This window comes from Pseudarthrobacter kochi (assembly GCF_055412805.1).
This window is the reverse complement of record NZ_JBVAYV010000003.1, coordinates 133,638-160,061: the sequence shown is the minus strand read 5'-3', so window position 1 is coordinate 160,061 and position 26,424 is coordinate 133,638. Positions and strand designations below refer to the sequence as shown.

The following is a 26,424-nucleotide window of genomic DNA, read 5'->3' as shown; positions in this document are numbered from 1 at the left end:
CCGGGGCAACGGCGCCCGGGCGGCCGGCGCGCACCGGGATCACGAGTCCTGCGAGCACCGGTCAGACGACGTCAGAAGGTGCGGACAACTGTGTTTACCGACGACGCGGGCAAGGGCGGCATTTCCGCCGGGGGCCCCGGAAACAGTGCAGAATCAAACAGGCGGTCGGGCGGGGACCTCGTCCAACTCATCACCCCCGGGGGTGAACGCGTAAGCCATCCGGAGTTCGACCCCTGGGTCCAGGACGTCAGTGACGAACAGCTGGGCGCGCTCTACGAGGACATGGTGGTCATCCGCCGGATCGACGCCGAGGCCACCGCCCTGCAGCGGCAGGGCGAACTCGCCCTCTGGCCGCCGCTCCTGGGCCAGGAAGCGTCCCAGATCGGCTCGGCCCGGGCCCTTCGCGACGACGACTTCGTCTTCCCCAGCTACCGCGACAACGGCGTCGCCTACTGCCGCGGGGTCAACCCGGAGGACATCGTCAAAGCCTGGCGGGGCAACGCCCTGGCCGGGTGGGACCCCTACACGGTCAACGTCGCCACACAGCAGATCATCATCGGCGCCCAGACCCTGCACGCCACCGGCTACGCCATGGGAATCCAGAACGACGGCGCCGACTCGGTCGCCGTGGCCTATTTCGGCGACGGCGCGACGAGCGAGGGCGATGTCAACGAGGCCCTGGTGTTCGCCGCCAGCTTCCAGTCCCCGGTGGTCTTCTTCTGCCAGAACAACCACTGGGCCATTTCCGAGCCCGTCCGGCTGCAGTCCCACATCCAGATCGCGGACCGCGCGGCCGGCTTCGGGATCCCCAGCATGCGCGTCGACGGCAATGACGTCCTGGCCGTGATGGCAGCAACCCGCATCGCCACCGACCGGGCCCGCCACGGCGGCGGCCCCACTTTCATCGAGGCCGTCACCTACCGTATGGGTCCGCACACGACGGCGGATGACCCCACCCGATACCGCGACGCGAACGAGCTTGAGGACTGGGCCGCCAAGGACCCGATCGCACGGCTGAAGTCACTGCTCGAACGCAAGGGACTGCTCACGGCGGAACTCGAAGCCGCTGTCGCAGCCAAAGCCGACGCCGTCGCCAAGGCGCTGCGGGCCGGCACCATCAACATGCCCGAGCCGGCGCCGATGGACATCTTCAAGCACGTCTACAGCACACCCCATTCCCCGCTGGACCGCCAGCAGGACCACTATTCCCGCTACCTGGCTTCCTTCGGCGATCCCGCAGAAGCCGCTTCTGAAGAAGGTGCACGCTGATGACGCAGATGACCTTTGCCCGAGCCATCAATTCGGGCCTGCGCAAGTCCCTCGAAAACGACCCCAAAGTGATCCTCATGGGCGAGGACATCGGCGCCCTCGGCGGCGTCTTCCGCATCACCGACGGCCTGCAAAAGGACTTCGGCAAGCACCGCGTTGTCGACACGCCGCTGGCCGAGTCCGGCATCATGGGCACCGCCGTCGGCCTCGCCTACCGCGGGTACCGCCCGGTGGTGGAGATCCAGTTCGACGGGTTCATCTACCCGGCGTTCGACCAGATCGTCAGCCAGGTCGCCAAGATGCACTACCGTACCCAGGGTGCGGTCAAGATGCCCATCACCATCCGCGTGCCCTTCGGCGGCGGCATCGGCTCCCCGGAGCACCACTCCGAATCACCCGAGGCATACTTCACCCACACCTCGGGCCTGCGGGTGATCTCCGTCTCCAACCCGCAGGACGCGCACACCATGATCCAGCAGGCCATCGCCTCGGACGATCCGGTCCTCTACTTCGAACCCAAGCGCCGCTACCACGACAAGGGCGAGGTCGACGAGACCCTGGACCTCAGCGCCGCCCTGTCGATGGAGATGGCCCGCGTTGTCACCGAAGGCACGGACGTCACGCTCGTGGCCTATGGCCCTCTCGTCAAGACGGCCAGGGACGCTGCCCTTGCCGCGGCCGACGAGGGTGTGTCGGTCGAGGTCATCGACCTGCGCTCGCTCGCCCCGCTGGACTTCGCGACCCTGGAAGCCTCGGTCCGGAAGACCGGCCGGCTCGTCATCACGCATGAAGCCTCCCAGACCGGCGGCATCGGCGCCGAGGTGGCCGCCAGCATCACCGAACGCTGCTTCTACCACCTTGAGGCCGCCCCGGTCCGGGTGACCGGCTTCGACGTCCCCTACCCGTACTCAAAGCTTGAAATGCACCACCTGCCGGGCCTGGACCGGATCCTCGACGGCGTCGACCGCGCCCTGGGCCGCCCCAACTCCCTGAGCGGGCTGGAAGGATGAGCGCCACCATGATCAAGGAATTCAGGTTGCCGGACCTCGGTGAAGGTCTCACTGAATCGGAAATCGTCGCGTGGAAGGTCGCGGTGGGGGATACCGTCGCGCTCAACCAGATCATCGCGGAGGTCGAAACAGCCAAGGCCGTCGTCGAGCTCCCCTCGCCGTTCGCCGGCGTCATCACCGCGCTGCACGAACAGCCCGGCACCGTGGTGGAGGTCGGCAAACCGATCGTCTCCTTCGAAGTAGAGGGCGACGACGGCGGTTCCGGTACCGCGGGAGGTGGGGGCACAGACGCGCCCGCCAAGCGCGAGCCGAACCTCGTCGGCTACGGCGCCGTCCTGGAAGGCTCCGGCCGTCCGGCCCGCCGCGCCCGCAGCTTCGCCGCCCCGGCCGTGTCGGCAGCGCCGGCCGCCGCCGTCGTCGAGCATGTCCACGCCGCCCCGGCCGTCGAAACGGTCGCCGCTGCTCCAGTGGTTCCCGTGGCCGGGCCTGTAGAGACCCGGCCGGCACCGCACTCGGCGGAACGCCCGCGGTCCACGCCGCCGGTGCGCAAGCTGGCCAAGGATCTCGGCGTCGACCTCGCTGCCGTCACCGGCACCGGGGAATTCGGGCTCATCACCCGCGAGGACGTCCACAACTTCGTCGTCGGGGGAGACCTGCCGGTGGCACCCCGGGACCTGGCCGGTGTTTCGGCCCAGGGCCAGGCTCCGGCGCAGGGTGAGCGGGAAACCCGGACGCCGATCAAGGGCGTGCGGAAGTTCACCGCCGCGGCCATGGTCTCCAGCGCCTTCACGGCTCCGCATGTCACGGAATTCCTGACCATTGACGTCACCCCGACCATGGAGCTGCTGGCGAAGCTCAAGGCGAGCCGCGCGTTTGCCGGCTACAAGCTCACGCCGCTGACGCTGGTGTCCAAGGCCGTGCTGATCGCCCTGCGCAACCACCCCACGCTCAACACCCGCTGGGACGAGGCCAGGCAGGAGATCGTCCAGTACAACTACGTGAACCTGGGCATCGCGGCCGCCACCCCGCGCGGGCTGACCGTGCCGAACATCAAGGACGCCGACCGGATGTCCCTGCTGGAGCTCTCCACCGCGCTGACCGAACTGACGGACACGGCACGGGCCGGCAAGACCAGCCCGGCCAACCTTTCCGGCGGCACGATTTCCATCACGAACATCGGCGTCTTCGGCATTGATTCCGGCACGCCCATCCTCAACCCGGGGGAGGCCGCCATCCTGGCCCTCGGTGCGGTGCGGAAGATGCCGTGGGAGTACCAGGACGAGGTGGCGCTGCGCCAGGTCATGACGCTCAGCCTCTCCTTTGACCACCGGCTGGTCGACGGCGAGCAGGGATCACGGTTCCTGCAGGACCTCGGCGCCATCCTGTCCGATCCGGGCATGGCCCTCGCCATGGTCTAGTACCACCGGGCGAACGGCTGCCGGCTGTCCCTTCTCCGGGGGGCGGCCGGCAGCCTTCTTCTGCGGCACCATCTGATGCTGGTGCCCCCGTTCGGGGCATAGGGCGGGGCTATTTTCCGAGCCGTCTGCACGAAGTGTGCAAAGCCGTCTGCACGGCCACTACATGTTCGTAAAGGGAACCTGCTGCGACACTCCGGCCGAGCAGAAACGAACACCAACAGCCAAAATGCGGTCAAGGTCGCGTGGTCGCGTAGAGCAGCATGTCGCGCCGCGCGTCACCAATCTCCTGGTGGCTGCGGAGTAAGCCCTCCCGCTGAAAACCAGACGCATCGGCAACCGAGTAGCCGACCGTCGCATGGCCGGCCGACATGTTCTGAAGCCACAGTCCGATGGCACCGACGGCGCTGTCGGACTGTGGCATCGGCGATGGCGAAGGACAGCCCTTTTCCTTCGGTCAACCGGCCGCGCTGCCGGGGGATCCACTCCAGCGCCTGCTGTTCCGTGGGCAGTGCCGGAACGCTGCCAATGAGAGGGATGTAAGGATCGGTCCCCCAACTCGAAGGCGAGATGTACGTCGTCGTCGGTGAACTCGCGCAAAACGACTGAACCGTAGGTCGGTTGTGTGGTCGGCCAGGACGGTAAGTGCTCAGTCATACCTCGACTATCGCCGTGGTCATCGTCCCGTGCTGCTCAAGATTCACCCGATCATGCCGGACAGAGTGGGGTTCCACCCTCAGCCCGTTTCCGGTGAAGGATCCTTCACCGGGCAGCTCAGTTGAAACGCTGACCGGAGGCTATGGCATCCAGATCATTGGCAGTTACGGTGGCTCCATGAGGGACAGGAGGCTGCTGATCATGTGCGGGACGACAGAGATCAATGACGCCCTCGACCACTACGGGACGGAAGGCATGGCGCGATGCGGAAACTGATCTACGGCATGAATCTGACACTGGATGGCTACGTCGCCGCGCCCGGCGACGACCTCGGCTGGGGCGGACCGAGCGACGAGCTGTTCCAGTGGTGGCTCGATCAGGAGCGGGCGATCGGCCTGTTGCTGTATGGGCGCAAGCTGTGGGAGGCCATGAGTTCCCACTGGCCGACCGGCGACCAGCAGCCCAACGCCACCCCGGCCCAGATCGAGTTCGCGCGGAACTGGCGGGACACACCGAAGGTGGTGTTCTCCTCGACGGTCGACAAGGTCGACTGGAACACCCGTCTGGTCACCGGCGACGCGGTCGCGGAGATCACCCGGCTCAAGGCCGGGGACGGCCAGCCGATGAGGGTTGGTGGTGCAACGCTCGCCGGGGCGGCCATGCGGGCCGGGCTGATCGACGAGTACACGATCGTGACTCATCCAGTCCTGGTGGGCGGCGGCACGCCGTTCTTCACCGCGCTGGACAGCTGGGTGAACCTGAACCTGGTGGAGACGCGGACGTTTCCCGGCGGGGTGGTCCTGACCAGGTACGAGACGAGGCGCTGAGCGCGATTCCTCCGCGCGGTCGGGGAAGTACGTCCACCACCAGCGGGCCGCCGTCGGGGGCCAGCAGATAGTCCGGAATGTGCATGCGCACCGCCCCGGCGACCTCAGCCGTCTACAGAAACGGTTGCGCCACAATATGGCCCACCGACACATTGAAGTCCGCGAACAACAAACGCGCCAACTCCGAGCCGGCCGAGGCGTACCGCCCGGAGGCTGTCCGTGCCAAAGTGCCCTTCGAGCGCGCCGCCCGGGCGGGTGCTGTCAGCCGGCGGGAACGGCCGGGGCCATCAGGGCCGCCAGCGCCATGCTCTGCAGCAGCGGCCGGGCCCGTTTGACCGCGATCTGCCGTCCATGGCTGCGGACCGAGTGCGGGGTGGAGTTGATCAGGCCGAAGGTGGCGTGCGCGCGCATCCGGAGCTCGGTGGCCTCGGTCCCGGGATGCAGCCCGGCAAGGACCTCGACCCAGAGCTCCACGTAGTTCCTCTGCAGTGTGCGGACCTCGGCCTGGTCCTCGTCGGCGAGGTTGCTGAAGTCCTGGTCCTGCACCCGGATGACGTCGGGGTTGCTGAGCGCGAAATCCACGTGGAAGCCAACCAGCCGGTGCAGGGCAACCCCGGCGCCGTCGGAATCGGCAATGACGTGCCGGCCGCCGTCGAGCAGGTCACGGCTGACACTCAGCAGCAGCGCCCCGAGGACGGCCTGCTTGCCAGCGAAATGCCGGTACACCGCAGGGCCGCTGACCCCGGCGGCGGCGCCGAGGTCCTCCAGGGACACCCGGTTGAAGCCGTCGACGGCGAACAATGCGGCCGCCGAGGACAGCAGCGCCTGGCGGCGGCTCTCCTTGGCCTGGCTGCGCTGGGTCGTCGGAGGCAGGGTCGCTGCAAGCTGCGCGCCGGTCCGGCTCGCCTCGCTGGGTTCGGTCACCGGCACACGCCTCATCTCAAGAAAACCATCATTTGTGCGGCCTTGTGTTGGACATCACAGTTAATAGAGACTAACCTAAATCTCAGTTATGCGGTACTAACCGAAGTGGCTGGAGCGGGCGCACTGCAGGCCCCAGCATGAAGGCCAGGAACGGAAGCAGTCAATGGAGACAATCGCCAGCCAGGTGGACGCCACGAGCGCCGCCTTCGCCGCGAACCGCGAGGCCCAGCTGGGGCTGGCGCGTGAGCTGAGGGAACGCCTCGCCACGGCCGCGTTGGGCGGGCCGGAGAAGTCGCGGGAACGCCATGTGGCCCGCGGCAAGCTCCTTCCCCGCGAACGCATCGACCAGCTGCTCGATGACGGCAGCCCCTTCCTGGAAATCGCGCCGCTGGCAGCCAACGGCATGTACGACGACGACTCGCCCGGCGCCGGCGTGATTGCCGGGATCGGCCTGGTCCACGGCCGCCAGGTCCTGGTCATCTCCAACGACGCCACGGTCAAGGGCGGCACCTACTACCCGATGACCGTGAAGAAGCACCTCCGGGCGCAGGAAATTGCCCTGGAAAACCGGCTGCCCTGCATCTACCTCGTGGACTCGGGCGGGGCGTTCCTGCCCAAGCAGGACGAGGTCTTCCCGGACAAGGAGCACTTCGGCCGGATCTTCTTCAACCAGGCCAAGATGTCCGCGGCCCGGATCCCGCAGATCGCCTCGGTGATGGGCTCGTGCACCGCCGGCGGCGCGTACGTCCCTGCGATGAGCGATGAGACCGTGATTGTCCGAAACCAGGGCACCATCTTCCTGGGCGGACCGCCGCTCGTGAAGGCCGCGATCGGTGAGATCGTCACGGCCGAGGAACTCGGCGGCGGTGATGTGCACTCGAAGATCTCCGGTGTCACCGACCACCTGGCCGAGAACGACGAGCATGCCCTTCAGATCGTCCGCGACATTGTCTCCACCCTGCCCCGGCCGGCTGCCCCCGCCTGGGACATCGACACCGCCGTCGAACCCCTGGCGGACCCGGAGGAGCTGTACGGCGCCGTCCCCACCGACGTGAACGCCCAGTACGACGTGCGCGAGGTCATCGCCCGGCTGGTGGACGGCAGCCGCTTCCACGAATTCAAGAAAAACTACGGCACCACCCTGGTGACCGGCTTCGCGAAGCTGCACGGCCACCCGGTGGGCATCGTGGCGAACAACGGCGTGCTGTTCAGCGAATCCTCACTCAAGGGCGCCCACTTCATCGAACTCTGCGACCAGCGGGGCATCCCGCTGATCTTCCTGCAGAACCTCTCCGGCTTTATGGTCGGCAAGGACTACGAACAGGGCGGCATCGCCAAGAACGGCGCCAAGATGGTCACCGCCGTCGCGACCGCCCGCGTCCCGAAGCTCACCGTGGTGATCGGCGGGTCCTTCGGCGCCGGCAACTACTCGATGTGCGGGCGGGCCTACTCGCCGCGCTTCCTCTGGATGTGGCCGGCGTCCCGAATCTCCGTGATGGGCGGGAACCAGGCCTCCAGCGTGCTCGCCACCGTCAAACGTGACCAGTACGAGGCCCGCGGCGAGGAATGGTCCGCCGCGGACGAGGAAGCCTTCAAGGCCCCGATCAAGCAGCAGTACGAGGACCAGGGCAGCCCCTACTACTCCACCGCCCGCCTCTGGGACGACGGCATCATCGACCCCGCGGACACCCGCACCGTCCTGGGACTGGCGCTCGACGTCGTCTCCCGCACCCCGCTGCCGGAGACCTCCTTCGGCCTTTTCCGGATGTGAGCCCGCCATGACAATTCCTTCCACCCCTTCGCATCCGGCACCAGCCGGAAACCCGCTCTTCGGCACTGTTCTGGTCGCCAACCGCGGCGAGATCGCCTGCCGCGTGATCCGGACCCTGCGCGCGCTCGGTATCCGCTCGGTGGCCGTCTATTCCGACGCCGACGCCGGAGCCCGGCACGTGCGCGAGGCCGACACCGCCGTGCGGATCGGCCCGGCCGCCGCCGCCGAGAGCTACCTGAAGATCGACGCCATCATCCAGGCCTGCCGCGACACCGGCGCCGAGGCCGTGCACCCCGGCTACGGGTTCCTGAGCGAGAACGTGGACTTCGCCCGCGCCCTGGAAAAGGCCGGTATCACGTTCATTGGCCCCGGCGTCGAATCCCTGAACGTCATGGGCGACAAGATCCGTTCCAAGAACCACGTGACCGGCTACGGCGTCCCGGTGGTCCCGGGCATCGCCGAACCGGGTATGACGGACGCGCAGCTCATCGAGGCTGCGGCCGGCGTCGGCTTCCCGCTGCTCATCAAGCCCTCCGCCGGCGGCGGCGGGAAGGGCATGCACATCGTGGAACGCCCGGAGGATCTTGCGGCCACCCTGGTGACCGCCCGGCGCGTCGCGGCCAGCGCCTTTGGCGATGACACGCTGTTCCTGGAACGCCTCGTCCTGACCCCGCGGCACATCGAAGTCCAGGTGCTGGCGGACAACCACGGCAACGTCATCCACCTCGGGGAGCGCGAGTGCTCGCTGCAGCGCCGCCACCAGAAGGTCATCGAGGAGGCACCCTCCCCGCTGCTGGAATCCCTGCCCGACGGCGCGGAAATCCGGGCCCGTCTCGGCGAGGCCGCGTGCCAGGCCGCACGCAGCGTCAACTACAGCGGCGCCGGCACCGTGGAATTCCTCGTCTCCGACAACGCCCCGGACGAGTTCTTCTTTATGGAGATGAACACCCGCCTGCAGGTCGAGCACCCCGTCACCGAAATGGTGACCGGCGTCGACCTCGTCGAATGGCAGGTCCGGATCGCCGCCGGCGAGGAACTCGCCGTCCGCCAGGACGACGTCGTGCTCACCGGACACTCGGTGGAGGCGCGGGTCTACGCGGAAATCCCGGAACGCAACTTCCTGCCCTCCGGCGGCGAGGTGGTGCTCCTGGACGAACGCGGCGAGACCTTCACCGCCATGGACGACCTGGATGCCATCACACCTGCCCTCGCGGATCCGGACATCCGGATCGATTCCTGTCTGGTTCAGGGACTCGAGATCTCCAGCGACTATGACCCCATGGTTTCCAAAATCATTGCCTGGGGCAAAGACCGCACTGCGGCACTGGATAAGCTCGACACGGCGCTAGCCCGCTACACCGCGCTGGGGATCGACACCAACGTCGAATACCTGCGGCTGCTGATCAACGACGCCGACGTCCGGGCCGGCCGTCTCGACACCGGCCTGATCGAACGGAAGATGCCCGGCTTCACGTTCCGCCGCGCCGGCGATGCCGAGCTCATTGCCGCTGCCATGCCCTTCTGGGTCCTGGCCGAAGGGCCGGCAACGGTGGGATCCCCCTGGGACACCCTCCGTGGCTGGCGCCTGGGCACACCGGCGGCCTGGACCATGAGTTTCGGTGTTCCCGGCGGAGAGCTGGCCACCGTGGCCGTGACCTGGCTGAACAACTTGGATCTCGGTCACGCCGCCGTCCGGGTCAACAACGGCCCGGTGCACGACGTGAAGGTCCTGGGGCTGTCCGGTGTCGACGTGTACCTCGAAGTCGACGGACGGGAACAGCGGTTCGCGCAGGGCGCCGTCTGGGAGGACTACCCGCCGGAGGGGAATCCGCAGTACGTCTTCGTAGCCAACGAGGGATGGTCCTGCCGGCTCGAACCGCTCACCCGTGAAACCAAGCTCGCCCGGGTGCTCGCCGCCGTCGAACGCGAGGAAGGCGCCGCCGACCCGGCAGTGCGGTCGCCGATGCCCGGCACCGTGGTGTCCGTCTCGGTCGAAAACGGCGACGCCGTGACAGCCGGCCAGGTCCTGCTCTCGGTGGAGGCCATGAAGATGGAGCACCAGCTCGTGGCACCGCTGGACGGGACCGTGCACATCAGCATCGCGTCCGGCGACCTCGTGAAGGCGGACCAGGTCCTCGCCACGATCCACCCTGTTCACCCGACGGCGCCGGCTCCGCCGGACAACGCAGCCGAGGACACCATCGCGGAAGCCGTCATCGCCATGGGCGCGGCGGAGTAGCACTCAACAGCTTCAGCACCAGACCACCACCCGACACAGATCTTCGACAGCAGCACAGACAAAGGAGTCACCATGCCAGATTTTGAACTCAGCGAGGATTACCAGGACCTCAGCAACACCGTCCGAGCATTCGCCGACGAAGTGGTGGCCCCGGTCTCCGCCAAGCACGACGAGGAACACAGCTTCCCCTACGAAGTGGTGTCCCAGATGGCCGACATGGGCCTCTTCGGCCTGCCGTTCCCGGAGGAAGTCGGCGGCATGGGCGGGGACTACTTCGCCCTCGCCCTGGCGCTGGAACAGCTCGGCCGGGTGGACCAGTCCGTCGCGATCACCCTGGAGGCTGGCGTCTCCCTCGGCGCCATGCCGGTCCACCGTTTCGGCACCGCCGCCCAGAAGGAGGAGTGGCTGCCGCTGCTGGCCTCCGGCAAGGCCCTCGCCGGCTTCGGCCTGACCGAACCGGAAGCAGGCTCCGACGCCGGCGGAACCAAGACCACCGCCAAGCTCGGCGGAGGTGAGTGGGTCATCAACGGCAACAAGGAATTCATCACCAACTCCGGCACCGACATCACCCGGCTCGTCACTGTCACCGCGGTGACCGGCCAGTCGGAACGCCCGGACGGCAGCATCAAAAAGGAAATCTCCACCATCCTGGTGCCCACCAACACCCCCGGTTTCAAGGCCGAGAAGGCCTACAACAAGGTCGGCTGGAACGCCTCGGACACCCACCCGCTGACACTGGACAACGTCCACGTCCCCGAGGCCAACCTGCTTGGCACCCAGGGCCGCGGCTACGCCAACTTCCTCTCCATCCTCGACGAGGGCCGGATCGCGATCGCCGCGCTCGCCGTCGGCGCGGCCCAGGGGTGTGTGGACCAGTCGGTCAAATACGCCAAGGAGCGCAGCGCGTTCGGGCAGAACATCGGCAAGTACCAGGCCATCGCCTTCAAGATCGCCCGGATGGAAGCACGGGCCCACACCGCCCGCCTGGCCTACTACGACGCCGCCGCCCGGATGCTCGCCGGCAAGCCGTTCAAGACGCAGGCGGCCATCGCTAAGATGGTCGCAGGCGAGGCAGCCATGGACAACGCGCGGGACGCCACCCAGGTGTTCGGCGGCTATGGCTTCATCAACGAATTCACCGTGGCACGCCACTACCGCGACTCCAAGATCCTTGAAGTCGGCGAGGGCACCACGGAGGTCCAGCTGATGCTGATCGCCCGCGAACTGGGGCTCTGACCGGCCCGCTGGCCGCAACCGTCGAGGGAAGGATCAACGATGATTAACAAAGTTGTTGCCAGCGCTGCGGAGGCCGTCGCGGACATCCGCGACGGCGCCTCACTCGCCGTCGGCGGATTCGGCCTGTGCGGCATTCCGGTGGCCCTGATCGAAGCCCTGCACCAGGGCGGCGCCACGAACCTGGAAACCGTGAGCAACAACTGCGGAGTCGACGACTGGGGACTCGGGATCCTGCTCAGGGACGGCCGCATCCGCCGCACCATCAGCTCCTACGTGGGGGAGAACAAGGAATTCGCCCGCCAGTACCTCGCCGGCGAGCTCGAAGTGGTCCTCACCCCGCAGGGCACCCTGGCCGAGAAACTGCGCGCCGGCGGGGCCGGCATTCCCGCCTTCTACACGCCGGCCGGCGTCGGCACCCAGGTGTCCGACGGCGGCCTGCCGCAGAAGTACGACGCCGACGGCGGCATCGCGATCGCCTCCGCGGCGAAGGAGGTGCGCAGCTTCAACGGCGCCGACTACGTCCTCGAGGAGTCGCTGACCCCCGATTTCGGCCTTGTGCACGCCTGGAAGGGCGACCGCCACGGCAACCTCGTCTTCCACGCCACCGCGATGAACTTCAACCCGCTCTGCGCCATGGCCGGAAGGACCACCATCGCCGAGGTCGAGGAACTCGTGGAGCCGGGGGACCTGGACCCCGAACACGTCCATATCCCCGGCATCTTCGTCCAGCGCGTGGTGCTGGCCCCGGACGTCGAGAAGCGGATCGAGAAGCGGACGGTGGCCTTGGCTGCAACGTCCGCCGCCGGCCCTGCCGCCCCAACAACAGACCAGTCAGGAGCCTAGGCCATGGAATCCAACAGCCTGCAGGGTGCGCCGCCCCGTCCGGAAGCGGTCCGGCACGAATACCGGCCCGCCGCCGTCGAGCACCCCGCCGGTGTTGAGAGCAAGGGCTGGACGCGCAACGAACTGGCTGCCCGGGTGGCGCAGGAACTGCACAACGGGCAGTACGTCAACCTCGGCATCGGAATGCCCACCCTGATCCCCAACTACATCCCCGCCGGCGTCGAGGTGGTCCTGCACTCCGAGAACGGCATCCTCGGCGTCGGGCCGTACCCGGGGGAGGACGCCGTCGATCCGGACCTGATCAATGCCGGCAAGGAGACTGTAACGGTCAACAAAGGCGCCGCGTTCTTCGACTCCGCCACCTCCTTCGGCATGATCCGCGGCGGGCATGTGGATGTCGCCGTACTCGGTGCCATGGAAGTGGCCCAGAACGGTGACCTGGCCAACTGGATGATCCCGGGCAAGATGGTCAAAGGCATGGGCGGTGCCATGGACCTGGTGTTCGGCGCCAGGAAGGTGGTCGTGATGATGGAGCACGTGGACCGGAACGGCCGGCCCAAGATCGTGGAGCGGTGCACGCTGCCGCTGACCGGCAAAGCCTGCGTGGACCGGATCATCACGGACCTTGCGGTCATCGACGTCGTGACCGACGCCGGACAGTCCCGGCTGGTGCTGCGCGAACTCGCCCCCAACGTGACGGCCGAGGACGTGGCCGCAGCCACCGGCGCCGAACTTTTCGAGGAAGACCAGGAACTGACCGTATGACGACTGAACCATTGCGCGCGACTGGACCCCGGGGCAACGAACCGCGGGTCATTGAACAGCGCGGACTCTACTTCGACGAGCTCGACGAGGACGTGGTGTACGCGCACCGGCCGGGCCGGACCGTGACCGAGGCGGACAACGTCCTCTTCACCACCATGACCATGAACACCCAGGCCCTGCACCTCGATGCCGCCTGGAGCGCGGAGCAGCCGTTCGGCCAGCGCCTCATGAACTCCATGTTCACCCTGGCCACGGTGGTGGGGCAGTCCGTTCCGCAGCTGACCCAGGGCACCATCATCGCCCAGCTGGGGCTCACGGACGTGTCGTTTCCGCACCCCATGTACCACGGCGACACGCTGTACACCGAGACTGTCGTGACCGGGAAACGGCTGTCCTCCTCCCGGCCCGGCCAGGGGATTGTCACCATGAAGCACACCGGCCGGAACCAGAACGGCGACGTCGTCGCCCTCGCCACCCGCAGCTGCCTGATGTGGACACGCGACGCGCACACCGCTGCGCAGCAGGCACACGCGACCGGAAAGAACCTGCAGCGGTCAAGCGCGGCCCGGAAAGAACCGGCACAAAAGGGCAGAATAGACACATGAGCTTCCTGATGGGCCCCGCCCTGCTGTTTTGCCCTGCCGACCGCCCCGAGCGCTACCAGAAGGCCGCCGAGCGCGCCGACGCCGTGATCGTGGACCTCGAGGACGCCGTCGCGCCGGCGGACAAACAGCGTGCCCGCGGCGCCATCCTCGCCCAGCTCGGCGCCACCGGGGACGTCCCCGAGCTGGACCCCAGCCGCACCATCATCCGGATCAATCCGGCCGGCACGGAGGAGTTCGAGAAGGACCTGCACTGCCTCAAACACACCCCCTACCGGCACATCATGCTGGCCAAAGCCGAAAGTGCCGCCCAGCTGAGGGAGCTCGAGGGCTACAGCGTGATCGCGCTGTGCGAGACGGCGCTGGGGGTCATCAATGCCGCCGCCATCGCCGCGGAGCCAAACGTCGTCGGGCTGATGTGGGGCGCCGAGGACCTGCTCGCCTCGCTCGGCGGCACCTCCAGCAGGACGGACGACGGCGCCTACCGCGCGGTCGCCCTGCACGCCCGCTCCTCGGTGCTGCTGGCCGCCCGCGCATTCGGCAAGGACGCCGTCGATTCGGTGTACGTCAACATCCCCGACCTTGAAGGGCTCGCCGTCGAATCCCGTGACGCCGTCGCCTCGGGTTTTGGCTCCAAGGCCTGCATCCACCCGAACCAGGTGGCCGTGGTCCGCGGGGCTTACGCGCCGACCGAGTCCGAGGTCGCGGCAGCCACCGAACTGCTCGACGCGGCCGCAGCGGCAGGCTCGGGCGTGTTTCAGTTCAACGGCAAGATGATCGACGGCCCTCTCCTCAAGCACGCCGAATCCACGCTCCGCCGCGCGGGGCTGTAGCCTCTGCAGGTCTGGGGGTCCTGGCGGCTCTGCGCGTCTGGTCGGTGCACGTGGGGACGTCCTGCGGGGATGAACTGCGTCGATTCGTCACGAATGGCCGCTTTGACGTGTCCCATAGCGGCCATTTGCGTCAGATGGGTGCCCGGTAGCGGCCATTTGCGTCAGATGGGTGCCCGGTAGCGGCCATTTGCGTCAGATGGTTGCCCGGTAGCGGCCACTTGCGTCAGATGGTTGCCTCAAGGTGCGCAACCCTGGCCGGCGCTCGCCTGCGACGAATGGACATGCTCCGCGCAACTCCGACAAACTGGGCATGCTCAGCGCTTCCACAGGTACCGGTTCTCCGGCCGCCCTGCCGCGCCGTAGCGGGGTGTGAGCCGGGCGAAGCCGTGGATGACCAGATACTCAAGGTAGCGCCGCGCGCTGACCCGCGAGAGTCCGAGCTGCAGGGCCATCCCGGCGGCAGAGACGTCGTCGGAGGTTGATTTGAGCGCCTCGATGACGGCGTCCAGGGTGGGCCTGGACAACCCCTTCGGCAGCCTTGCCACCGAACCGGGCGCTGGTGCCGCCCCAAAGTCCGCAACAATTGCCCGGCGCGACGGCGCCACGAGCCGGTCGATGCTGTCCTGGTCCAGCGGCCCGGCAGCCCCGCCCGCGGCGAGTTCGCGGCGAAGGAGCAGGTACTCGTCGAGCCGTTCGTTCAGGGCCTGGGACGTGAAGGGCTTCACCAGGTAGTGCAGTACCCCGCCCGCCATGGCGCCGCGGACCGTTTCCAGCTCCCGCGAGGCGGTGATGACCAGGACGTCGAGCGCCTGCTGGCGGCCGCGGAGCTGCCGGAGCACGTCCAGGCCGGACATGTCCGGAAGATGGATATCCAGCAGGACAAGCTCGGGCAGCAGCTCCGCCGCCAGGTCGAGGCCCTGCTGCCCGGTATGGGCCAGGCTGACGACGTCGAAGCCGCCGCGGGCCAGCAGGAACCCGTGGTGGATCCCGGCCACTGCCACGTCATCGTCAATGATGAGGGTGCGTATGGAGCTCATTGTGTTTGTAGTTCCGCCTCTTTTGTCCTCAGTATTACCGTAAAGCAGGCACCGCCCAGCACGGACGGCCTTACCGACGCCCCGCCGGCCCGGCGCCGGGCCACACGCTGGACCAGGGCCAGCCCGAAGCCGCGGCTGTTGATGCCCTCGGCCTGTTTGGTGGTGACGCCGGCCTCGAACACGGCGCTCCGTTCCGGCTCGGGGACGCCGGGGCCGTCGTCCTCGACCGTGATGGTGCGTTCGCCGTCGGGAGCCTCATCCAGCCTGACGGCGATGGTGCTGTCGTAGCCTGCGGCGTCCGCCGCGTTGTCGATCAGGTTACCCAGGACGGTGATGACGTCGCCTGTCCCGTCCGGCGTGCACACCGAGGCCGGGTCCACCAGGATCTCAACGCCGCGCTCGGCGCAGACCGTCGATTTGGCGATCAGCAGGGCCCGGACATCGTGGTCGGTGATTCCTGCCGCCAGCGGGCGGTTGACGAACGCGGCCTCGCTGTGGCTCCGGCCCAGGTATTCCACGGCCTTGCCCTGTTCGCCGAGCTCCAGGAGACCCGAGATCACGTGCAGCTTATTGGCGAATTCGTGGGCCTGCGCCCGCAGCGCCTGCGTCACGTCCAGGGCGCCGTCGCGGTCGCGGAGGATTGCGTGGAGTTCGGTGCGGTCGCGAAGAATGAGGACTTTGCCCACTTCCCGGCCGTCCACGGTGGCGGCATTGACCTTGCCCAGCAGGATCCGTTCCCCGGAGAGCACCAGTTCTTCCGTGGCGGATCCTGCGGTGAGCATCCGGCGGATACCGGGTTCCAGGCATTCGCTGGCCGCCCGGCCGGTGATTTCCTCACCCACGCCCAGCAGCCGTCGGGCTTCGTCATTGACCAGCGCGACCTTCCCCTCGGCGTCCACCGCGATGAGTCCCTCGCCCAGCCCGTGGAGCATCGCGTCGCGGGTCTCGAGCAGGGCCGCGATGTCCTCCGGCTCCAGCTTGTAGATCCGGCGCCACACAAGCTTTGAGATGTACATTGCCCCGAGCGATCCGAGCAGCGCGGCGCCGAGGAGCCAGCCGAACAGTTGCGGCAGGTCCTCGTAGAGGTCCTGGGCCAGGGTGCTTTCCAGCACACCCACCGAGGCCGAGCCGATCACGGCTCCGGCGTTGTCGAAAATGGGAACCTTGACCCGCCAGGATTCACCCAGCGTCCCGGTCTGGGTGCCGACATAGATCTCGCCGGAAAGGGGCACGGAAGGGTCGGTGGACACTGGCCTGCCGATTTCCGCCGGGTTCGGGTGGGACTGCCGGACGCCGTGGCGGTCCGTCACCACAACATAGGTGACATTCGAGGCCTGCCGGATGACTTCGGCGATGGGCTGGATGGTCTGGGCCGGTTGCGGTGTCCCGAAGGCATTCACCACGGAGGGCAGCCGCGCGACGCTTTCGGCCACCCCGATCAGCCGGCCCTTGTACGCGTCCCGGAGCTGCTGCTCCTGCATCCGGATGGTCACGGCTCCCACCGCTGTCAGGACAGCCAGCACGATGCCAAGCTGCAGCGCGACCAGCTGGAAGCGTAAGGGAATCCTGTGAACCATGTCACAAGTTTCCCATCCCCTCGCCGCCCCGCGGCCCAAACGCGGGCCCGGGGCCGTGACCAATATGACCACTACTACCTCTACGGCCAAATTCTGTTCCCCGGCGCGTGCCGCTCCTACTCTCGGGGAAGTGATTCCGATGACGTGCGTCACATTCATACAAGGAGAAACCATGACCTCCCACTTCGATTCCCCGCGGTTCAACTTCACCCGCCGGGCCGCCCTCGCGGCCGGGGCGGCCGGCGTCGTCCTCGCCATGTCGGCGTGTGCCGGCGGTGCCAGCGGCGCGGCAGCAGGCCAGAGCGCGGCCGCCGACCCGATCAAGAAGCTCAGCATCATCGTTCCCGCGAACCCGGGCGGCGGCTGGGACCAGACCGGCCGTGCCATCCAGGCCGACCTGCAGTCCAACAAGTTCGTCACCTCGGCCCAGGTCAGCAACATCGGCGGCGGCGGCGGCACGAACGGCCTTGCCAAGCTGGCCACCGAAAAGGACGCCAACACGCTGATGGTGATGGGCTACGTCATGGTCGGGGCCGTGGAAACCAATGCCGCCAAGACCCGGCTGGAGGACACCACCCCCATTGCGCGCCTGACCGAAGAGCCGCTGGTCCTGGTGGTCCCGGCGTCGTCCAAGTACCAGTCGGTCCAGGACCTCGTGGATGACATCAAGGCCAACGGCAAGGGTGTCGCGATCACCGGCGGCTCAGCCGGCGGCGCGGACCACATCCTGGCCGGCCAGATCCTGAAGTCCCAGGGCATCGCCTCCGACAAGCTGAACTACATCGGCTACTCCGGCGGCGGCGAATCGATCGCGGCACTGCTCGGCAACAAGGTCCAGGCCGGCATCTCCGGTGTGGGGGAGTACGCCGAGCAGGTCAAGGCCGGCAAGGTCCGGGCGCTCGCCGTCTCCGGCACGTCCGAGGCCCCGGCCCTGCCGGGCGTCAAACCGCTCAAGGACCAGGGCATCGACGTCGTGCTGACCAACTGGCGCGGCGTCGTCGCACCGGGTTCCATTGATGACGCGCAGAAGGCGAAGCTGACCGAGGTTGTCACCAAGCTGCACAGCTCCGAAGCCTGGAAAGCGACCCTGGCCAAGAACAACTGGGATGATGCCTTCCTCGCCGGCGACGGGTTCAAGACCTTCCTCACGGAGGACATCGCCAAGGTCAAGACCACGCTGACCGAGATCGGCCTGGTCAAGTAACAATGTCCGTCCAAGTGACCACGCCCGCCAAACGGCCCACGGGGGAGATCCTCTTCGCCCTGGTGTTCGTGAGCGTGGGCGCAGCGGGCCTCCTGGCGGCGGGGTCCATCCCGATCCCGCCGTCGGAGACCGGCATCGGCCCGCGGGCCTTCCCCTACATCGTGTGCGCCATGCTGGTGCTCGTCGGCACGGGCATCGTGGCCCAGGTGTTCCGCGGCAAGGTGGGCGAGGCCGAGGAAAGCGAAGACCTCGACGTCACCGCCAAGACCGACTGGTTGGCCCTGGCGAAACTCGTGGGCTTCGTGGTCCTCCACATCTTCCTGATCGAACCGGCCGGCTGGCCCGTTGCCGCGGCAGTGCTGTTCAGCGGGGCGGCGTGGTCCCTCGCGGCCAAGCCGCTCTGGAAGGCAGTCATCATTTCCGTGCTCCTGGCGCTCGTGCTGCAGTACGTCTTCGGCGGTCTGCTGGGCGTGTCCCTGCCGCCGGGACCCCTGCTTGAGGGGGTGCCGTTCTTCCATGGATAGCTTCATGATGCTTCTTGAGGGCTTCTCGACGGCGCTGCAGCCGGTCTACCTGCTCTACGCCCTGGGCGGCGTCTTCGTCGGCACCGCTGTCGGCGTCCTGCCCGGCATCGGCCCGGCGATGACCGTTGCCCTGCTGATGCCCATCACGTATGCGCTGGATCCGGCGGCCGCCCTGATCGTGTTCGCCGGCATCTACTACGGCGGCATGTACGGCGGCTCCACCACGTCCATCCTCCTCAACACGCCGGGCGAGTCCTCCTCGATCGTCACGGCGCTTGAGGGCAACAAAATGGCCAGGTCGGGCCGGGGCGCGGCGGCACTGGCGACGGCGGCGATCGGCTCGTTCGTCGCCGGCACCATTGCGACGGTGCTGCTGTCCTTCCTGGCGCCCGTCGTCGCGGAACTGGCCGTGGGCCTGGGCCCCGTGGACTATGTGGCACTGATGGTGGTGGCATTCCTCACCGTCGGTGCCCTGCTGGGCGCCTCCGTGCTGCGCGGTCTCGCCTCCCTGGCATTGGGGCTGTTCATCGGGATGATCGGCATCGATGACAGCACCGCGCAACAGCGTTTCACCTTCGACAACCCCACGCTGGTGGACGGGATCGACATGGTCCTCGTCGCCGTGGGCCTCTTCGCCCTCGGGGAGGCCCTGTACGTGGCGTCGAAGCTGCGGCACGGGCCGGTCGAGGTCATCCCGGTCAGCAAGGGCAAGAACGCCTGGCTGTCCAAGGAGGACTGGAAACGGTCCTGGAAACCGTGGCTGCGGGGCACCTTCATCGGGTTCCCCATCGGCACGGTGCCGGCCGGCGGCGCGGACGTCTCCACCTTCCTGTCCTACGCGGCGGAGCGGAAACTGGCCAAGGGCGCGAACAAGGCACAGTTCGGCAAGGGTGCCATTGAGGGCGTGGCCGGTCCGGAAGCGGCGAACAACGCCGCCGCCGCCGGCGTCCTGGTCCCACTGCTGACGCTCGGAATTCCGACGACGGCGACCGCGGCCATGATGCTCACCGCGTTCCAGCGCTACCAGATCCAGCCCGGTCCGCTCCTGTTCGAGAACCAGGGTGCGCTGGTGTGGACCCTGATCGCCTCGCTCTACGTGGGCAACCTGATGCTGCTCGTGCTGAACCTGCCCCTGGTCGGACTCTGGGTGAAGATCCTGCAGATCCCGCGGCCCTATCTGTACGCGGGCATCCTGGTCTTCGCGGCCTTGGGCGCCTTCTCGGTGAACTTCGCCGCGGCCGACGTCGGCATCCTCCTGGTGGTCGGCATCCTGGGCTACTTCATGCGCCGCTACGGCTACCCCGTGGCGCCTATGGTGGTGGCGATGATCCTCGGGCCGATGTTCGAAGTGCAGCTGCGGCGCTCGCTGCAGCTCTCCCAGAACGACCCCACGGCGCTGTTCTCCTCGCCGTTCGCAGTGGTGGTCTACGTCTCCATGGCCCTGATCTTTGTGGGCTCCTGGTGGCTCCGCCGCCGCCAGGCCTCGCTGGAGGCAGCGCCGGTGAAGGACGAAGTCTCGGTCTAGGAGGTGGTCGGGTGCCCGGGCCACGGCACGGGCACCTCAGTCCCCGGGCGGCAGCGACAGGGGCGGAATGGACTCGTCCAGCAGCATCCGGATCCAGCGCTGGCCGGTGGCACGGAATTCCTCCCGGGTGGCGAAGCGGTACAGGTAGCTGCTGGCCCGCACCCAGCGGGGCCGGGCGCCCTCGAACGGATCACGCCGCAGCAGCCGCAGGGTGGGCCGGTCGGCCTCCAGCAGTTTGGCCAGGAAGGCATAGAACCACTGCTCGTGCACGGTGCGCAGCGGCAGGAACCACATCAGCCAGTCCAGGCGCAGGTGGTAGGGCGCCCACTGGCGCGGGATCCGGCGAACCTCGCCGGGCTTTCCGCGGAACCCGTATTCCCGCCAGTCCGCAGCGTCGTCGGGATCCGCGGCGAGGGTCCCCTCCACCACGATTTCGATCCGCTGCTTCGTGACCGTGCCAAACGCACCATAGGTGTTCCCCAGCTGCCAGCGGTTGAAGGCGGCGTTCATCAGCTGGTAGCGGGAGAACAGGTTCTCGACCGGGCGGTAGCTGAGCACCACGAGCAGCACGGCGGCGAGCAGGACCACCACGAGCCACACGACCGGCGCCTGGCTGCCGGCCGCCGCGCCCTCCACAACGTTCGCCCCGGCCCCGGTCCCTGCGGCCGTCCCTGCCGACGCAGCATGCCAGTCGAGCGGGATCGCCGGGAAGACGGCATGCGCCACGGGGTCGCTGACTGCGGCGAAGGCGAGCAGGATGGCCATCCAGTTGAGCCAGGCGAAGTTCCCGCTCGCCACCAGCCAGAGCTGCGTGAAGATGATGATGCCGGCGGCCACACTGGCCAGCGGCTGCGGGGCGAAGAGGAAGAAGGGCACCACCAGCTGCGCAAAATGGTTGCCCAGGACCTCGATTCGGTGCCACGGCTTGGGCAGCAAATGCGCCTGCCGGCTGAGCGGCCCGGGCATCGGCTGGGTCTCGTGGTGGTAGTAGAGGGCGGTCAGGTCACGCCATTCCCGGCCGCCGCGGATCTTGATCATGCCGGCGCCGAACTCCAGCCGGAACACCAGCCAGGCCAGCAGGATCAGGACGGTCCGCGGCGGGGGAGTCTGGTCCGAGCCGAGGAACGCCACAATGAACCCGGCCTCGAGCAGCAGCATCTCCCAGCCGAAGCCGTAGAAAGTCTGCCCCACATTGACGATCGACATGTACAAGAACCACAGGGCCAGGAACGCCAGCAGGGGAACCCACGGCGGGCCAAGCTGGGGCAGGCCCAGGACGATCGCGGCGGCAATTGCCAGCCCGGCCCAGCACACCGTGCGCAGCAGCCGGTCCGTGTAGCGCCAGCTGAACAGGGTGGGCCTGCGCGGCCGGCTGGAGCGTGCCAGGAAATCCGGCACCGGCAACAGCCCGCGCTCGCCGAGGAGGGCAGGAAACTGGTTGAGCGAGGACAGGAAGGCCACAAAATAGAGCGTGGCGGTGCCGCGCTGCAGCACCTGCCGGGCGAACTCGTATTCCGGCGCGTCAAACCAGGCCGTCCACTCCACGATCACCACGTTACGCCTGCAGTACCAGACGGGCATCGAGTTGGCGCTTCGCGGCGGCGTTGCGCCAACACTGCCGTGACATGCCACCGCGACGGCCAGGCCCGGGCACAGAACCCGGTGCGGGATACTTAACCCATGCAGCCGCGCAAGATCGTCCTCCTCGGGTCCACCGGTTCCATCGGCACACAGGCGCTTGACGTCGTCGACGGCGCCCCGCACCTTTTCGATGTCGTCGCGCTCAGCGCGGGCGGCGGCAACCTCGAACTCCTGGCCCGGCAGGCCGTCCACACCCGGGCCCGGGCTGTCGGCTCCGCCACCGGCGATGGGAAGGACCTCCAGACACTGATCGGTGACGCCGCCGCCGCGGCGGGCGTGACGGGCTACCGTCCCGAGATCATCACCGGACCGGACGCCTCCACCCGGATCGCGGAGATCGACGCTGACGTGGTGCTCAACGGCATCACTGGCTCCATCGGCCTGGCGCCCACCCTCGCGGCACTCAAATCCGGTGCCACCCTGGCCCTGGCCAACAAGGAATCCCTGATTGTCGGCGGCGCCCTGGTCAAGGCCGCGGCCCGCGAAGGCCAGATCGTCCCGGTCGACTCCGAACACTCCGCCATCGCCCAGTGCCTGCGCTCCGGCACTGCGACCGAAGTGGACCGGCTGATCCTCACGGCCTCCGGCGGGCCCTTCCGCGGTAAGACCCGCGGGGAGCTGCACGATGTGTCCCCGCAGGACGCACTCGCCCACCCCACCTGGGATATGGGCCTGATGGTCACCACCAACTCCGCCAGCCTGGTCAACAAGGGCCTCGAAGTGATCGAAGCGCACCTGCTCTTCGACATCCCTCTGGACAAGATCGACGTCGTGGTCCACCCGCAGTCCGTGGTCCACTCCATGGTCCAGTTCATCGACGGTTCCACGATTGCCCAGGCCTCCCCGCCGGACATGCGCCTGCCCATCGCCCTGGGCCTCGGCTGGCCGGACCGGGTGCCGAAGGCCGCCCCGGCCTGCGACTGGACCCGGGCCACCAGCTGGACGTTCGAGCCGCTGGACACCGTGGCGTTCCCCGCCGTCGGGCTGGCGAAGGATGCCGCCAAGCAGGGCAGCACGTACCCGGCCGTCTTCAATGCCGCGAACGAGGAGGCCGTCATGGCCTTCCATGCCGGCCGGATCAGGTTCACCGACATCGTCGATACCATCGAAGCAGTCCTCAGCGAACACACAGGGTCCTCCGGGCTGACGGTGGAGTCCGTGCTGGATGCTGAAAGGTGGGCACGCGCCCGCACCCACGAACGTTTAGCCGTCAGAAGCGTCTAGGAAGCAGCAGATCGAAGTATGAGTCCCGTCCTCCTCTTTATCCTCGGTGTCGTCTTTGTGGCGATCGGCATCGCCGTGTCCATTGCCCTCCACGAGGTGGGCCACCTGCTGCCCGCCAAGCTGTTCAAGGTCCGCGTCACCAAGTACATGATCGGCTTCGGGCCCACCCTCTGGTCCCGCAAGAGGGGCGAGACCGAGTACGGTTTCAAGGCCATCCCGCTGGGCGGCTTTGTCTCCATGATCGGCATGTACCCGCCGAACAAGGCGGACGGCACGGTCCGTCCCTCCAGCACCGGAATGTTCCAGTCGCTCGCCTCGGACGCCCGCTCCCTGGCCCACGAGGAAGTCGGCCCCGCCGACGCGAACCGCGTCTTCTACAAACTTCCTGTCTGGAAGAAGATCATCATCATGCTCGGCGGCCCGGCCATGAACATGCTGATCGGACTGGCGCTCACCGCCGTGCTGCTGATGGGCTTCGGCATGGCCACCCAGACCACCACGATCGCCGACGTCTCCAAGTGCCAGGTCAAGGCCGGCGAAACCGTGGACCCGGACTCCGCCGACTGCAAGCCCACCCCCGCCGCCGCCGCGGGCCTGTTGCCCAACGACGTCATCACCTCCTTCGACGGCAAACCCGTGACCAGTTGGGACGAACTCACCGGCTGGATCCGCGCTTCCGCGGACAAGCAGGTCAGCATCGCGGTGGAGCGCGACGGCGTCCCGGTCACCACTGCCGTCACGCCGGTCCTCTCCTCGCGTCCCGTGATGGGCGGCGACGGCCGCCAGGCCAAGGGCGCCGACGGCACCCTCCAATACCAGGATGTCGGTTTCCTGGGCATCGGTGCGCAGACTGCGCTCGTGCCCCAGCCGGCGTCGACGGTTCTGCCGATGGCGGGCGAGAACATCAAGCAGATCGCCGGCGTCGTCGTAAATCTCCCGGCGCGCGTGGTTGGTGTCGCGAAGGCGGCGTTCAGCGAAGAACCCCGCGACCCCAACGGACCCATCAGCGTGGTCGGGGTGGGGCGCGTGGCCGGCGAAGTCGCCGCGATGGAGCAGGTGCCGATGCAGTCCCGGGTGGCCACCCTGGTGGGCCTGCTGGCCGGACTCAACTTCGCCCTGGCCGTCTTCAACCTCATTCCGCTGCTGCCGCTCGACGGCGGCCACGTCGCCGGCGCGCTCTATGAAGGGGCGCGGCGCAGGATCGCCAAGCTCTTCGGCCGCCCGGACCCCGGCGCGTTCGACATCGCCAAGCTGCTCCCGGTCACTTACGTGGTGGCGGTGCTGCTGATGGGCATGGGCGCCCTGCTGATCTACGCGGACATCGTCAAGCCCGTCAACCTCTTCGGCTGACGCCGCGGCCCTCCGGCCTGCGGAAATGTCCGGCGAGGTTCAGGGCGGTGTTGACGCAAAACAGGACCAGAAAGACGGACCATGCGAGGCGCTGGAGGTCCCAGAGCGGCCACCACAGGAACATGTGTGCCCAGAAGTACAGGGCCACGTAGGGGATCAACAGACCCGGCCTGGGCGGTGAGCGCCATTCCACCCGGCGCCAGAGATCGAGATAGCTGCCGTAGAGCGCCCAGGTGCCGAGCAGGAGCGGGCCCACATAAGGGCCGCCAGGACTGCCCGCCGGCAAGGAACCAGAGGCCGAGCGGAAGTCCGAGCCCGCCGACGGCGTAGGCGAGCCAACCCAGGCGGTCCGCGAGCCCGGGACGCCAGCGCCGGGCGGCGAAGAAAGCGGCGAGCACGGACTGGGAACCGAGACCGAAAGCGATGAACGCCGCTTCCGTTGGTGTGGCCACCGGCCCACCTCCGCGGTGTCGTTGTTGCTGTGCCCCCAGACTGGCCCGGCGCGGGGGAGCTGTCAACGGTTCGGCTGTCCGGCCCTTAGCCCTGCGTGCCGGAGGCACGGAGCAGCGCACGGCCTAACCGGATCGCGTTGATTTCTAAATATCAGCTTATTTTGGCTTATTTTTAGTAATCAGTTGAAAATGATTGATTCTCTAAGATCAGCCCTTTAGGGTGGTGCTATGTACGTGATGACCATCGACCAGCGGGGAAGCAGCGCCGACGTCGACCGCGTCCCGGACCTCCTGGCGGAACTGGCCGGTCTTTCCACAGCCGGACGCTTCGAACGTTCCGTGGGCGACGAGGTCCAAGGCGTAGTGCAGCGCCCCGACGAAGTCGTGGACATCGCCCTGCATGCCCTGCGCAGCGGCCGCTGGTACGTGGGAATCGGTGTGGGGGCGGTGGACCTGCCGCTGCCGGCCAGCCCGCGGGAAGGATCCGGGCCGGCCTTCGTGGCGGCACGCGTGGCCGTCGAGAAGGCCAAGTCCGGGGCCGCCCATGTGCCAATCGCCGTCGTCTCCGGCGGCCTGCGCAGGGGGGAGGCGGCACCCTCGCCCGCTGGCTCTGCCGGTGCCCGCGCCTGCGCCAATGCCGAGGCAGTGCTGCGCCTGATCGGACTCCTGGTCCAGGACCGGTCGGCCGCGCAGTGGAAGGTCGTGGATGTGCTGCGCTCGGTGCAGCACGGCCACGCCGGCACCCACGGGACGCAGAAAATCGCTGCCCGGGAACTGGGAATCACCGAACAATCGGTGAGCCGTGCACTGCTGCGCTCCGGATGGCAGGAAGAATGGGCGGCGAGGCCCGCGGCGGAAATGCTGCTGGCCTTCGCCCACGGAGTCATCTCCGGAAACGATGACGCCCGAGGACAGCCCGCGGACCCCCGCACCCCGGACAGCACGGAAGGAGACCGGTGAACGGCCTCTGGATCACCCTGACACTGCTCATCGCCGGTTTCGCCGGCTGGCCCGTCACGGCCCTGGTCTTCCGGCTCGCCCGGACCATCGATGACCGGCAGGACGCCGGCGCTGGTGCCGCCGACCCGGCGAACGACCCTGCGGCGGATGTCACCGTTGATCCCTCGGCAGCGAGTGACACCCCGGTCACCACCACGGCCACCGTGGGCACAGCCGCCCCGGCAGCAGGCACCGCGGCCGCCTCGGTCAGCAGCGTCCGCATCCTGCGCGGCGGCGCTATCATCGGCGTGCTGGAACGCCTCGCCGTCTGCCTCGCAATCCTCGCCGGCGAGCCGGTCGCCATCGCCTATGTGGTCGCGATCAAGGGCCTGGGCCGCTTTGCCGAGCTGAAGGAGACCCCGGTGGCCGCAGAGCGGTTCATCATCGGCACCCTCACGTCGCTGCTGTGGGCGGCCGGCGTCGCAGCCCTGGCCAAGGTACTCGTCCTCGGCTGAAGACGCCGCTCCAACTGCCGCTCCAGACGCCGCTCCAGTCGCACT

General features: G+C 67.8%; 23 protein-coding genes. 18 read left to right on the top strand and 5 right to left on the bottom strand.

The genetic code is table 11. The features are described 5' to 3' along the window. The first annotated feature begins 90 nt into the window (after positions 1–90). The 4 genes from pdhA to ACZY0Y_RS02900 all read left to right on the top strand — a co-directional run bounded on the left by pdhA (position 91) and on the right by ACZY0Y_RS02900 (position 5,178). Complete coding sequence (gene pdhA / locus ACZY0Y_RS02915; RefSeq protein WP_160666834.1) at positions 91–1,269, top strand: pyruvate dehydrogenase (acetyl-transferring) E1 component subunit alpha; 1,179 nt, start codon at positions 91–93, stop codon at positions 1,267–1,269. Beyond that, positions 1,269–2,279, top strand: a complete 1,011-nt coding sequence (locus ACZY0Y_RS02910; protein WP_463956744.1) for an alpha-ketoacid dehydrogenase subunit beta — start codon at positions 1,269–1,271, stop codon at positions 2,277–2,279. The genes pdhA and ACZY0Y_RS02910 overlap by 1 nt, the downstream gene beginning before the upstream one ends. Continuing rightward, positions 2,276–3,697, top strand: coding sequence for a dihydrolipoamide acetyltransferase family protein (locus ACZY0Y_RS02905; RefSeq protein ID WP_463956742.1), 1,422 nt, complete (start codon positions 2,276–2,278; stop codon positions 3,695–3,697). The genes ACZY0Y_RS02910 and ACZY0Y_RS02905 overlap by 4 nt, the downstream gene beginning before the upstream one ends. 917 nt (positions 3,698–4,614) lie before the next feature. Beyond that, a complete protein-coding gene (locus ACZY0Y_RS02900) occupies positions 4,615–5,178 on the top strand; it encodes a dihydrofolate reductase family protein (protein ID WP_463956740.1) in 564 nt (187 codons plus the stop codon). A 261-nt stretch (positions 5,179–5,439) separates the two neighbouring features. Here ACZY0Y_RS02900 and ACZY0Y_RS02895 read toward each other — a convergent pair whose 3' ends face one another. Beyond that, positions 5,440–6,102, bottom strand: coding sequence for an SACE_7040 family transcriptional regulator (locus ACZY0Y_RS02895; RefSeq protein WP_463880374.1), 663 nt, complete (start codon positions 6,100–6,102; stop codon positions 5,440–5,442). A gap of 163 nt (positions 6,103–6,265) precedes the next feature. Here ACZY0Y_RS02895 and ACZY0Y_RS02890 point away from each other — a divergent pair, with 163 nt between their 5' ends. The 7 genes from ACZY0Y_RS02890 (at position 6,266) to ACZY0Y_RS02860 (ending at position 14,391) form a co-directional block, all read left to right on the top strand. After that, positions 6,266–7,873 carry a carboxyl transferase domain-containing protein gene (locus tag ACZY0Y_RS02890; RefSeq protein WP_024367543.1) on the top strand — a complete coding sequence of 536 codons (1,608 nt, stop codon included), beginning with the start codon at positions 6,266–6,268 and terminating at the stop codon, positions 7,871–7,873. Positions 7,874–7,880: 7 nt separating this feature from the next. Continuing rightward, a complete protein-coding gene (locus tag ACZY0Y_RS02885) occupies positions 7,881–10,112 on the top strand; it encodes an acetyl/propionyl/methylcrotonyl-CoA carboxylase subunit alpha (protein WP_463956738.1) in 2,232 nt (743 codons plus the stop codon). Positions 10,113–10,184: 72 nt separating this feature from the next. Then, positions 10,185–11,348, top strand: a complete 1,164-nt coding sequence (locus tag ACZY0Y_RS02880) for an acyl-CoA dehydrogenase family protein (protein WP_463880380.1) — start codon at positions 10,185–10,187, stop codon at positions 11,346–11,348. Between the two features lie 39 nt (positions 11,349–11,387). Then, a complete protein-coding gene (locus tag ACZY0Y_RS02875) occupies positions 11,388–12,191 on the top strand; it encodes a CoA transferase subunit A (RefSeq protein ID WP_463956737.1) in 804 nt (267 codons plus the stop codon). A 3-nt stretch (positions 12,192–12,194) separates the two neighbouring features. Beyond that, positions 12,195–12,956 (top strand): CoA transferase subunit B, encoded by a 762-nt coding sequence (locus ACZY0Y_RS02870; protein WP_463956735.1) that lies wholly within the window; start codon positions 12,195–12,197, stop codon positions 12,954–12,956. Next, on the top strand, positions 12,953–13,561 hold the full coding sequence (locus tag ACZY0Y_RS02865) for a MaoC family dehydratase (protein ID WP_463880387.1): 609 nt from the start codon (positions 12,953–12,955) through the stop codon (positions 13,559–13,561). Before ACZY0Y_RS02870 ends, ACZY0Y_RS02865 begins: the two co-directional genes overlap by 4 nt. Continuing rightward, complete coding sequence (locus tag ACZY0Y_RS02860; RefSeq protein ID WP_463880390.1) at positions 13,558–14,391, top strand: HpcH/HpaI aldolase/citrate lyase family protein; 834 nt, start codon at positions 13,558–13,560, stop codon at positions 14,389–14,391. The genes ACZY0Y_RS02865 and ACZY0Y_RS02860 overlap by 4 nt, the downstream gene beginning before the upstream one ends. A 314-nt stretch (positions 14,392–14,705) precedes the next feature. Here the strand turns inward: ACZY0Y_RS02860 and ACZY0Y_RS02855 are convergent, their stop codons facing one another. Beyond that, positions 14,706–15,428: a response regulator gene (locus tag ACZY0Y_RS02855; protein WP_463956734.1), complete on the bottom strand. Its 723-nt coding sequence runs from the start codon at positions 15,426–15,428 to the stop codon at positions 14,706–14,708. Then, a complete protein-coding gene (locus ACZY0Y_RS02850) occupies positions 15,425–17,005 on the bottom strand; it encodes an ATP-binding protein (protein WP_463956733.1) in 1,581 nt (526 codons plus the stop codon). Before ACZY0Y_RS02850 ends, ACZY0Y_RS02855 begins: the two co-directional genes overlap by 4 nt. A 172-nt stretch (positions 17,006–17,177) precedes the next feature. Between ACZY0Y_RS02850 and ACZY0Y_RS02845 the strand changes: the two genes are divergently transcribed. From ACZY0Y_RS02845 to ACZY0Y_RS02835, 3 genes are read left to right on the top strand one after another with little or no spacing between them, the layout of a single operon-like run. Beyond that, entirely contained in the window at positions 17,178–18,209 is a 1,032-nt protein-coding gene (locus ACZY0Y_RS02845) for a Bug family tripartite tricarboxylate transporter substrate binding protein (protein ID WP_463956732.1), read from the top strand. Positions 18,210–18,223: 14 nt separating this feature from the next. Beyond that, on the top strand, positions 18,224–18,733 hold the full coding sequence (locus ACZY0Y_RS02840) for a tripartite tricarboxylate transporter TctB family protein (RefSeq protein ID WP_463880400.1): 510 nt from the start codon (positions 18,224–18,226) through the stop codon (positions 18,731–18,733). After that, entirely contained in the window at positions 18,726–20,258 is a 1,533-nt protein-coding gene (locus ACZY0Y_RS02835) for a tripartite tricarboxylate transporter permease (protein WP_463880402.1), read from the top strand. The genes ACZY0Y_RS02840 and ACZY0Y_RS02835 overlap by 8 nt, the downstream gene beginning before the upstream one ends. 36 nt (positions 20,259–20,294) lie before the next feature. Here the strand turns inward: ACZY0Y_RS02835 and ACZY0Y_RS02830 are convergent, their stop codons facing one another. Continuing rightward, positions 20,295–21,803: a lipase maturation factor family protein gene (locus ACZY0Y_RS02830; RefSeq protein ID WP_463956731.1), complete on the bottom strand. Its 1,509-nt coding sequence runs from the start codon at positions 21,801–21,803 to the stop codon at positions 20,295–20,297. Positions 21,804–21,938: 135 nt separating this feature from the next. Between ACZY0Y_RS02830 and dxr the strand changes: the two genes are divergently transcribed. Beyond that, the gene (gene dxr, locus ACZY0Y_RS02825) at positions 21,939–23,123 is read left to right on the top strand and encodes a 1-deoxy-D-xylulose-5-phosphate reductoisomerase (protein WP_463956730.1); all 1,185 of its coding nucleotides are present in this window, start codon (positions 21,939–21,941) and stop codon (positions 23,121–23,123) included. A gap of 18 nt (positions 23,124–23,141) precedes the next feature. Continuing rightward, a complete protein-coding gene (locus tag ACZY0Y_RS02820) occupies positions 23,142–24,473 on the top strand; it encodes a M50 family metallopeptidase (protein WP_463956729.1) in 1,332 nt (443 codons plus the stop codon). Here ACZY0Y_RS02820 and ACZY0Y_RS02815 read toward each other — a convergent pair. Next, the gene (locus tag ACZY0Y_RS02815) at positions 24,457–24,729 is read right to left on the bottom strand and encodes a hypothetical protein (RefSeq protein ID WP_463956728.1); all 273 of its coding nucleotides are present in this window, start codon (positions 24,727–24,729) and stop codon (positions 24,457–24,459) included. The two genes, ACZY0Y_RS02820 and ACZY0Y_RS02815, sit on opposite strands and share 17 nt — an antisense overlap. A 424-nt stretch (positions 24,730–25,153) precedes the next feature. On the opposite strand from ACZY0Y_RS02815, the gene ACZY0Y_RS02810 reads away from it, so the two are divergent. Next, entirely contained in the window at positions 25,154–25,885 is a 732-nt protein-coding gene (locus ACZY0Y_RS02810) for a MarR family transcriptional regulator (RefSeq protein ID WP_463956726.1), read from the top strand. Then, a complete protein-coding gene (locus ACZY0Y_RS02805) occupies positions 25,882–26,379 on the top strand; it encodes a hypothetical protein (protein WP_463956725.1) in 498 nt (165 codons plus the stop codon). Before ACZY0Y_RS02810 ends, ACZY0Y_RS02805 begins: the two co-directional genes overlap by 4 nt. Positions 26,380–26,424: the final 45 nt, after the last annotated feature.

What these genes read in the sequence shown, in the direction of transcription:
- ACZY0Y_RS02835 (WP_463880402.1), top strand. Translation starts at nt 18,726, where the DNA reads ATGGATAGCTTCATGATGCTTCTTGAGGGCTTCTCGACGGCGCTGCAG.
- ACZY0Y_RS02855 (WP_463956734.1), bottom strand. Translation starts at nt 15,428, where the DNA reads ATGAGCTCCATACGCACCCTCATCATTGACGATGACGTGGCAGTGGCC.
- ACZY0Y_RS02890 (WP_024367543.1), top strand. Translation starts at nt 6,266, where the DNA reads ATGGAGACAATCGCCAGCCAGGTGGACGCCACGAGCGCCGCCTTCGCC.
- dxr (WP_463956730.1), top strand. Translation starts at nt 21,939, where the DNA reads ATGCAGCCGCGCAAGATCGTCCTCCTCGGGTCCACCGGTTCCATCGGC.
- ACZY0Y_RS02860 (WP_463880390.1), top strand. Translation starts at nt 13,558, where the DNA reads ATGAGCTTCCTGATGGGCCCCGCCCTGCTGTTTTGCCCTGCCGACCGC.
- ACZY0Y_RS02910 (WP_463956744.1), top strand. Translation starts at nt 1,269, where the DNA reads ATGACGCAGATGACCTTTGCCCGAGCCATCAATTCGGGCCTGCGCAAG.
- ACZY0Y_RS02810 (WP_463956726.1), top strand. Translation starts at nt 25,154, where the DNA reads ATGTACGTGATGACCATCGACCAGCGGGGAAGCAGCGCCGACGTCGAC.
- ACZY0Y_RS02865 (WP_463880387.1), top strand. Translation starts at nt 12,953, where the DNA reads ATGACGACTGAACCATTGCGCGCGACTGGACCCCGGGGCAACGAACCG.
- ACZY0Y_RS02880 (WP_463880380.1), top strand. Translation starts at nt 10,185, where the DNA reads ATGCCAGATTTTGAACTCAGCGAGGATTACCAGGACCTCAGCAACACC.
- ACZY0Y_RS02905 (WP_463956742.1), top strand. Translation starts at nt 2,276, where the DNA reads ATGAGCGCCACCATGATCAAGGAATTCAGGTTGCCGGACCTCGGTGAA.
- ACZY0Y_RS02870 (WP_463956735.1), top strand. Translation starts at nt 12,195, where the DNA reads ATGGAATCCAACAGCCTGCAGGGTGCGCCGCCCCGTCCGGAAGCGGTC.
- ACZY0Y_RS02850 (WP_463956733.1), bottom strand. Translation starts at nt 17,005, where the DNA reads ATGGTTCACAGGATTCCCTTACGCTTCCAGCTGGTCGCGCTGCAGCTT.
- ACZY0Y_RS02845 (WP_463956732.1), top strand. Translation starts at nt 17,178, where the DNA reads ATGACCTCCCACTTCGATTCCCCGCGGTTCAACTTCACCCGCCGGGCC.
- ACZY0Y_RS02900 (WP_463956740.1), top strand. Translation starts at nt 4,615, where the DNA reads ATGCGGAAACTGATCTACGGCATGAATCTGACACTGGATGGCTACGTC.
- ACZY0Y_RS02820 (WP_463956729.1), top strand. Translation starts at nt 23,142, where the DNA reads ATGAGTCCCGTCCTCCTCTTTATCCTCGGTGTCGTCTTTGTGGCGATC.
- ACZY0Y_RS02875 (WP_463956737.1), top strand. Translation starts at nt 11,388, where the DNA reads ATGATTAACAAAGTTGTTGCCAGCGCTGCGGAGGCCGTCGCGGACATC.
- ACZY0Y_RS02885 (WP_463956738.1), top strand. Translation starts at nt 7,881, where the DNA reads ATGACAATTCCTTCCACCCCTTCGCATCCGGCACCAGCCGGAAACCCG.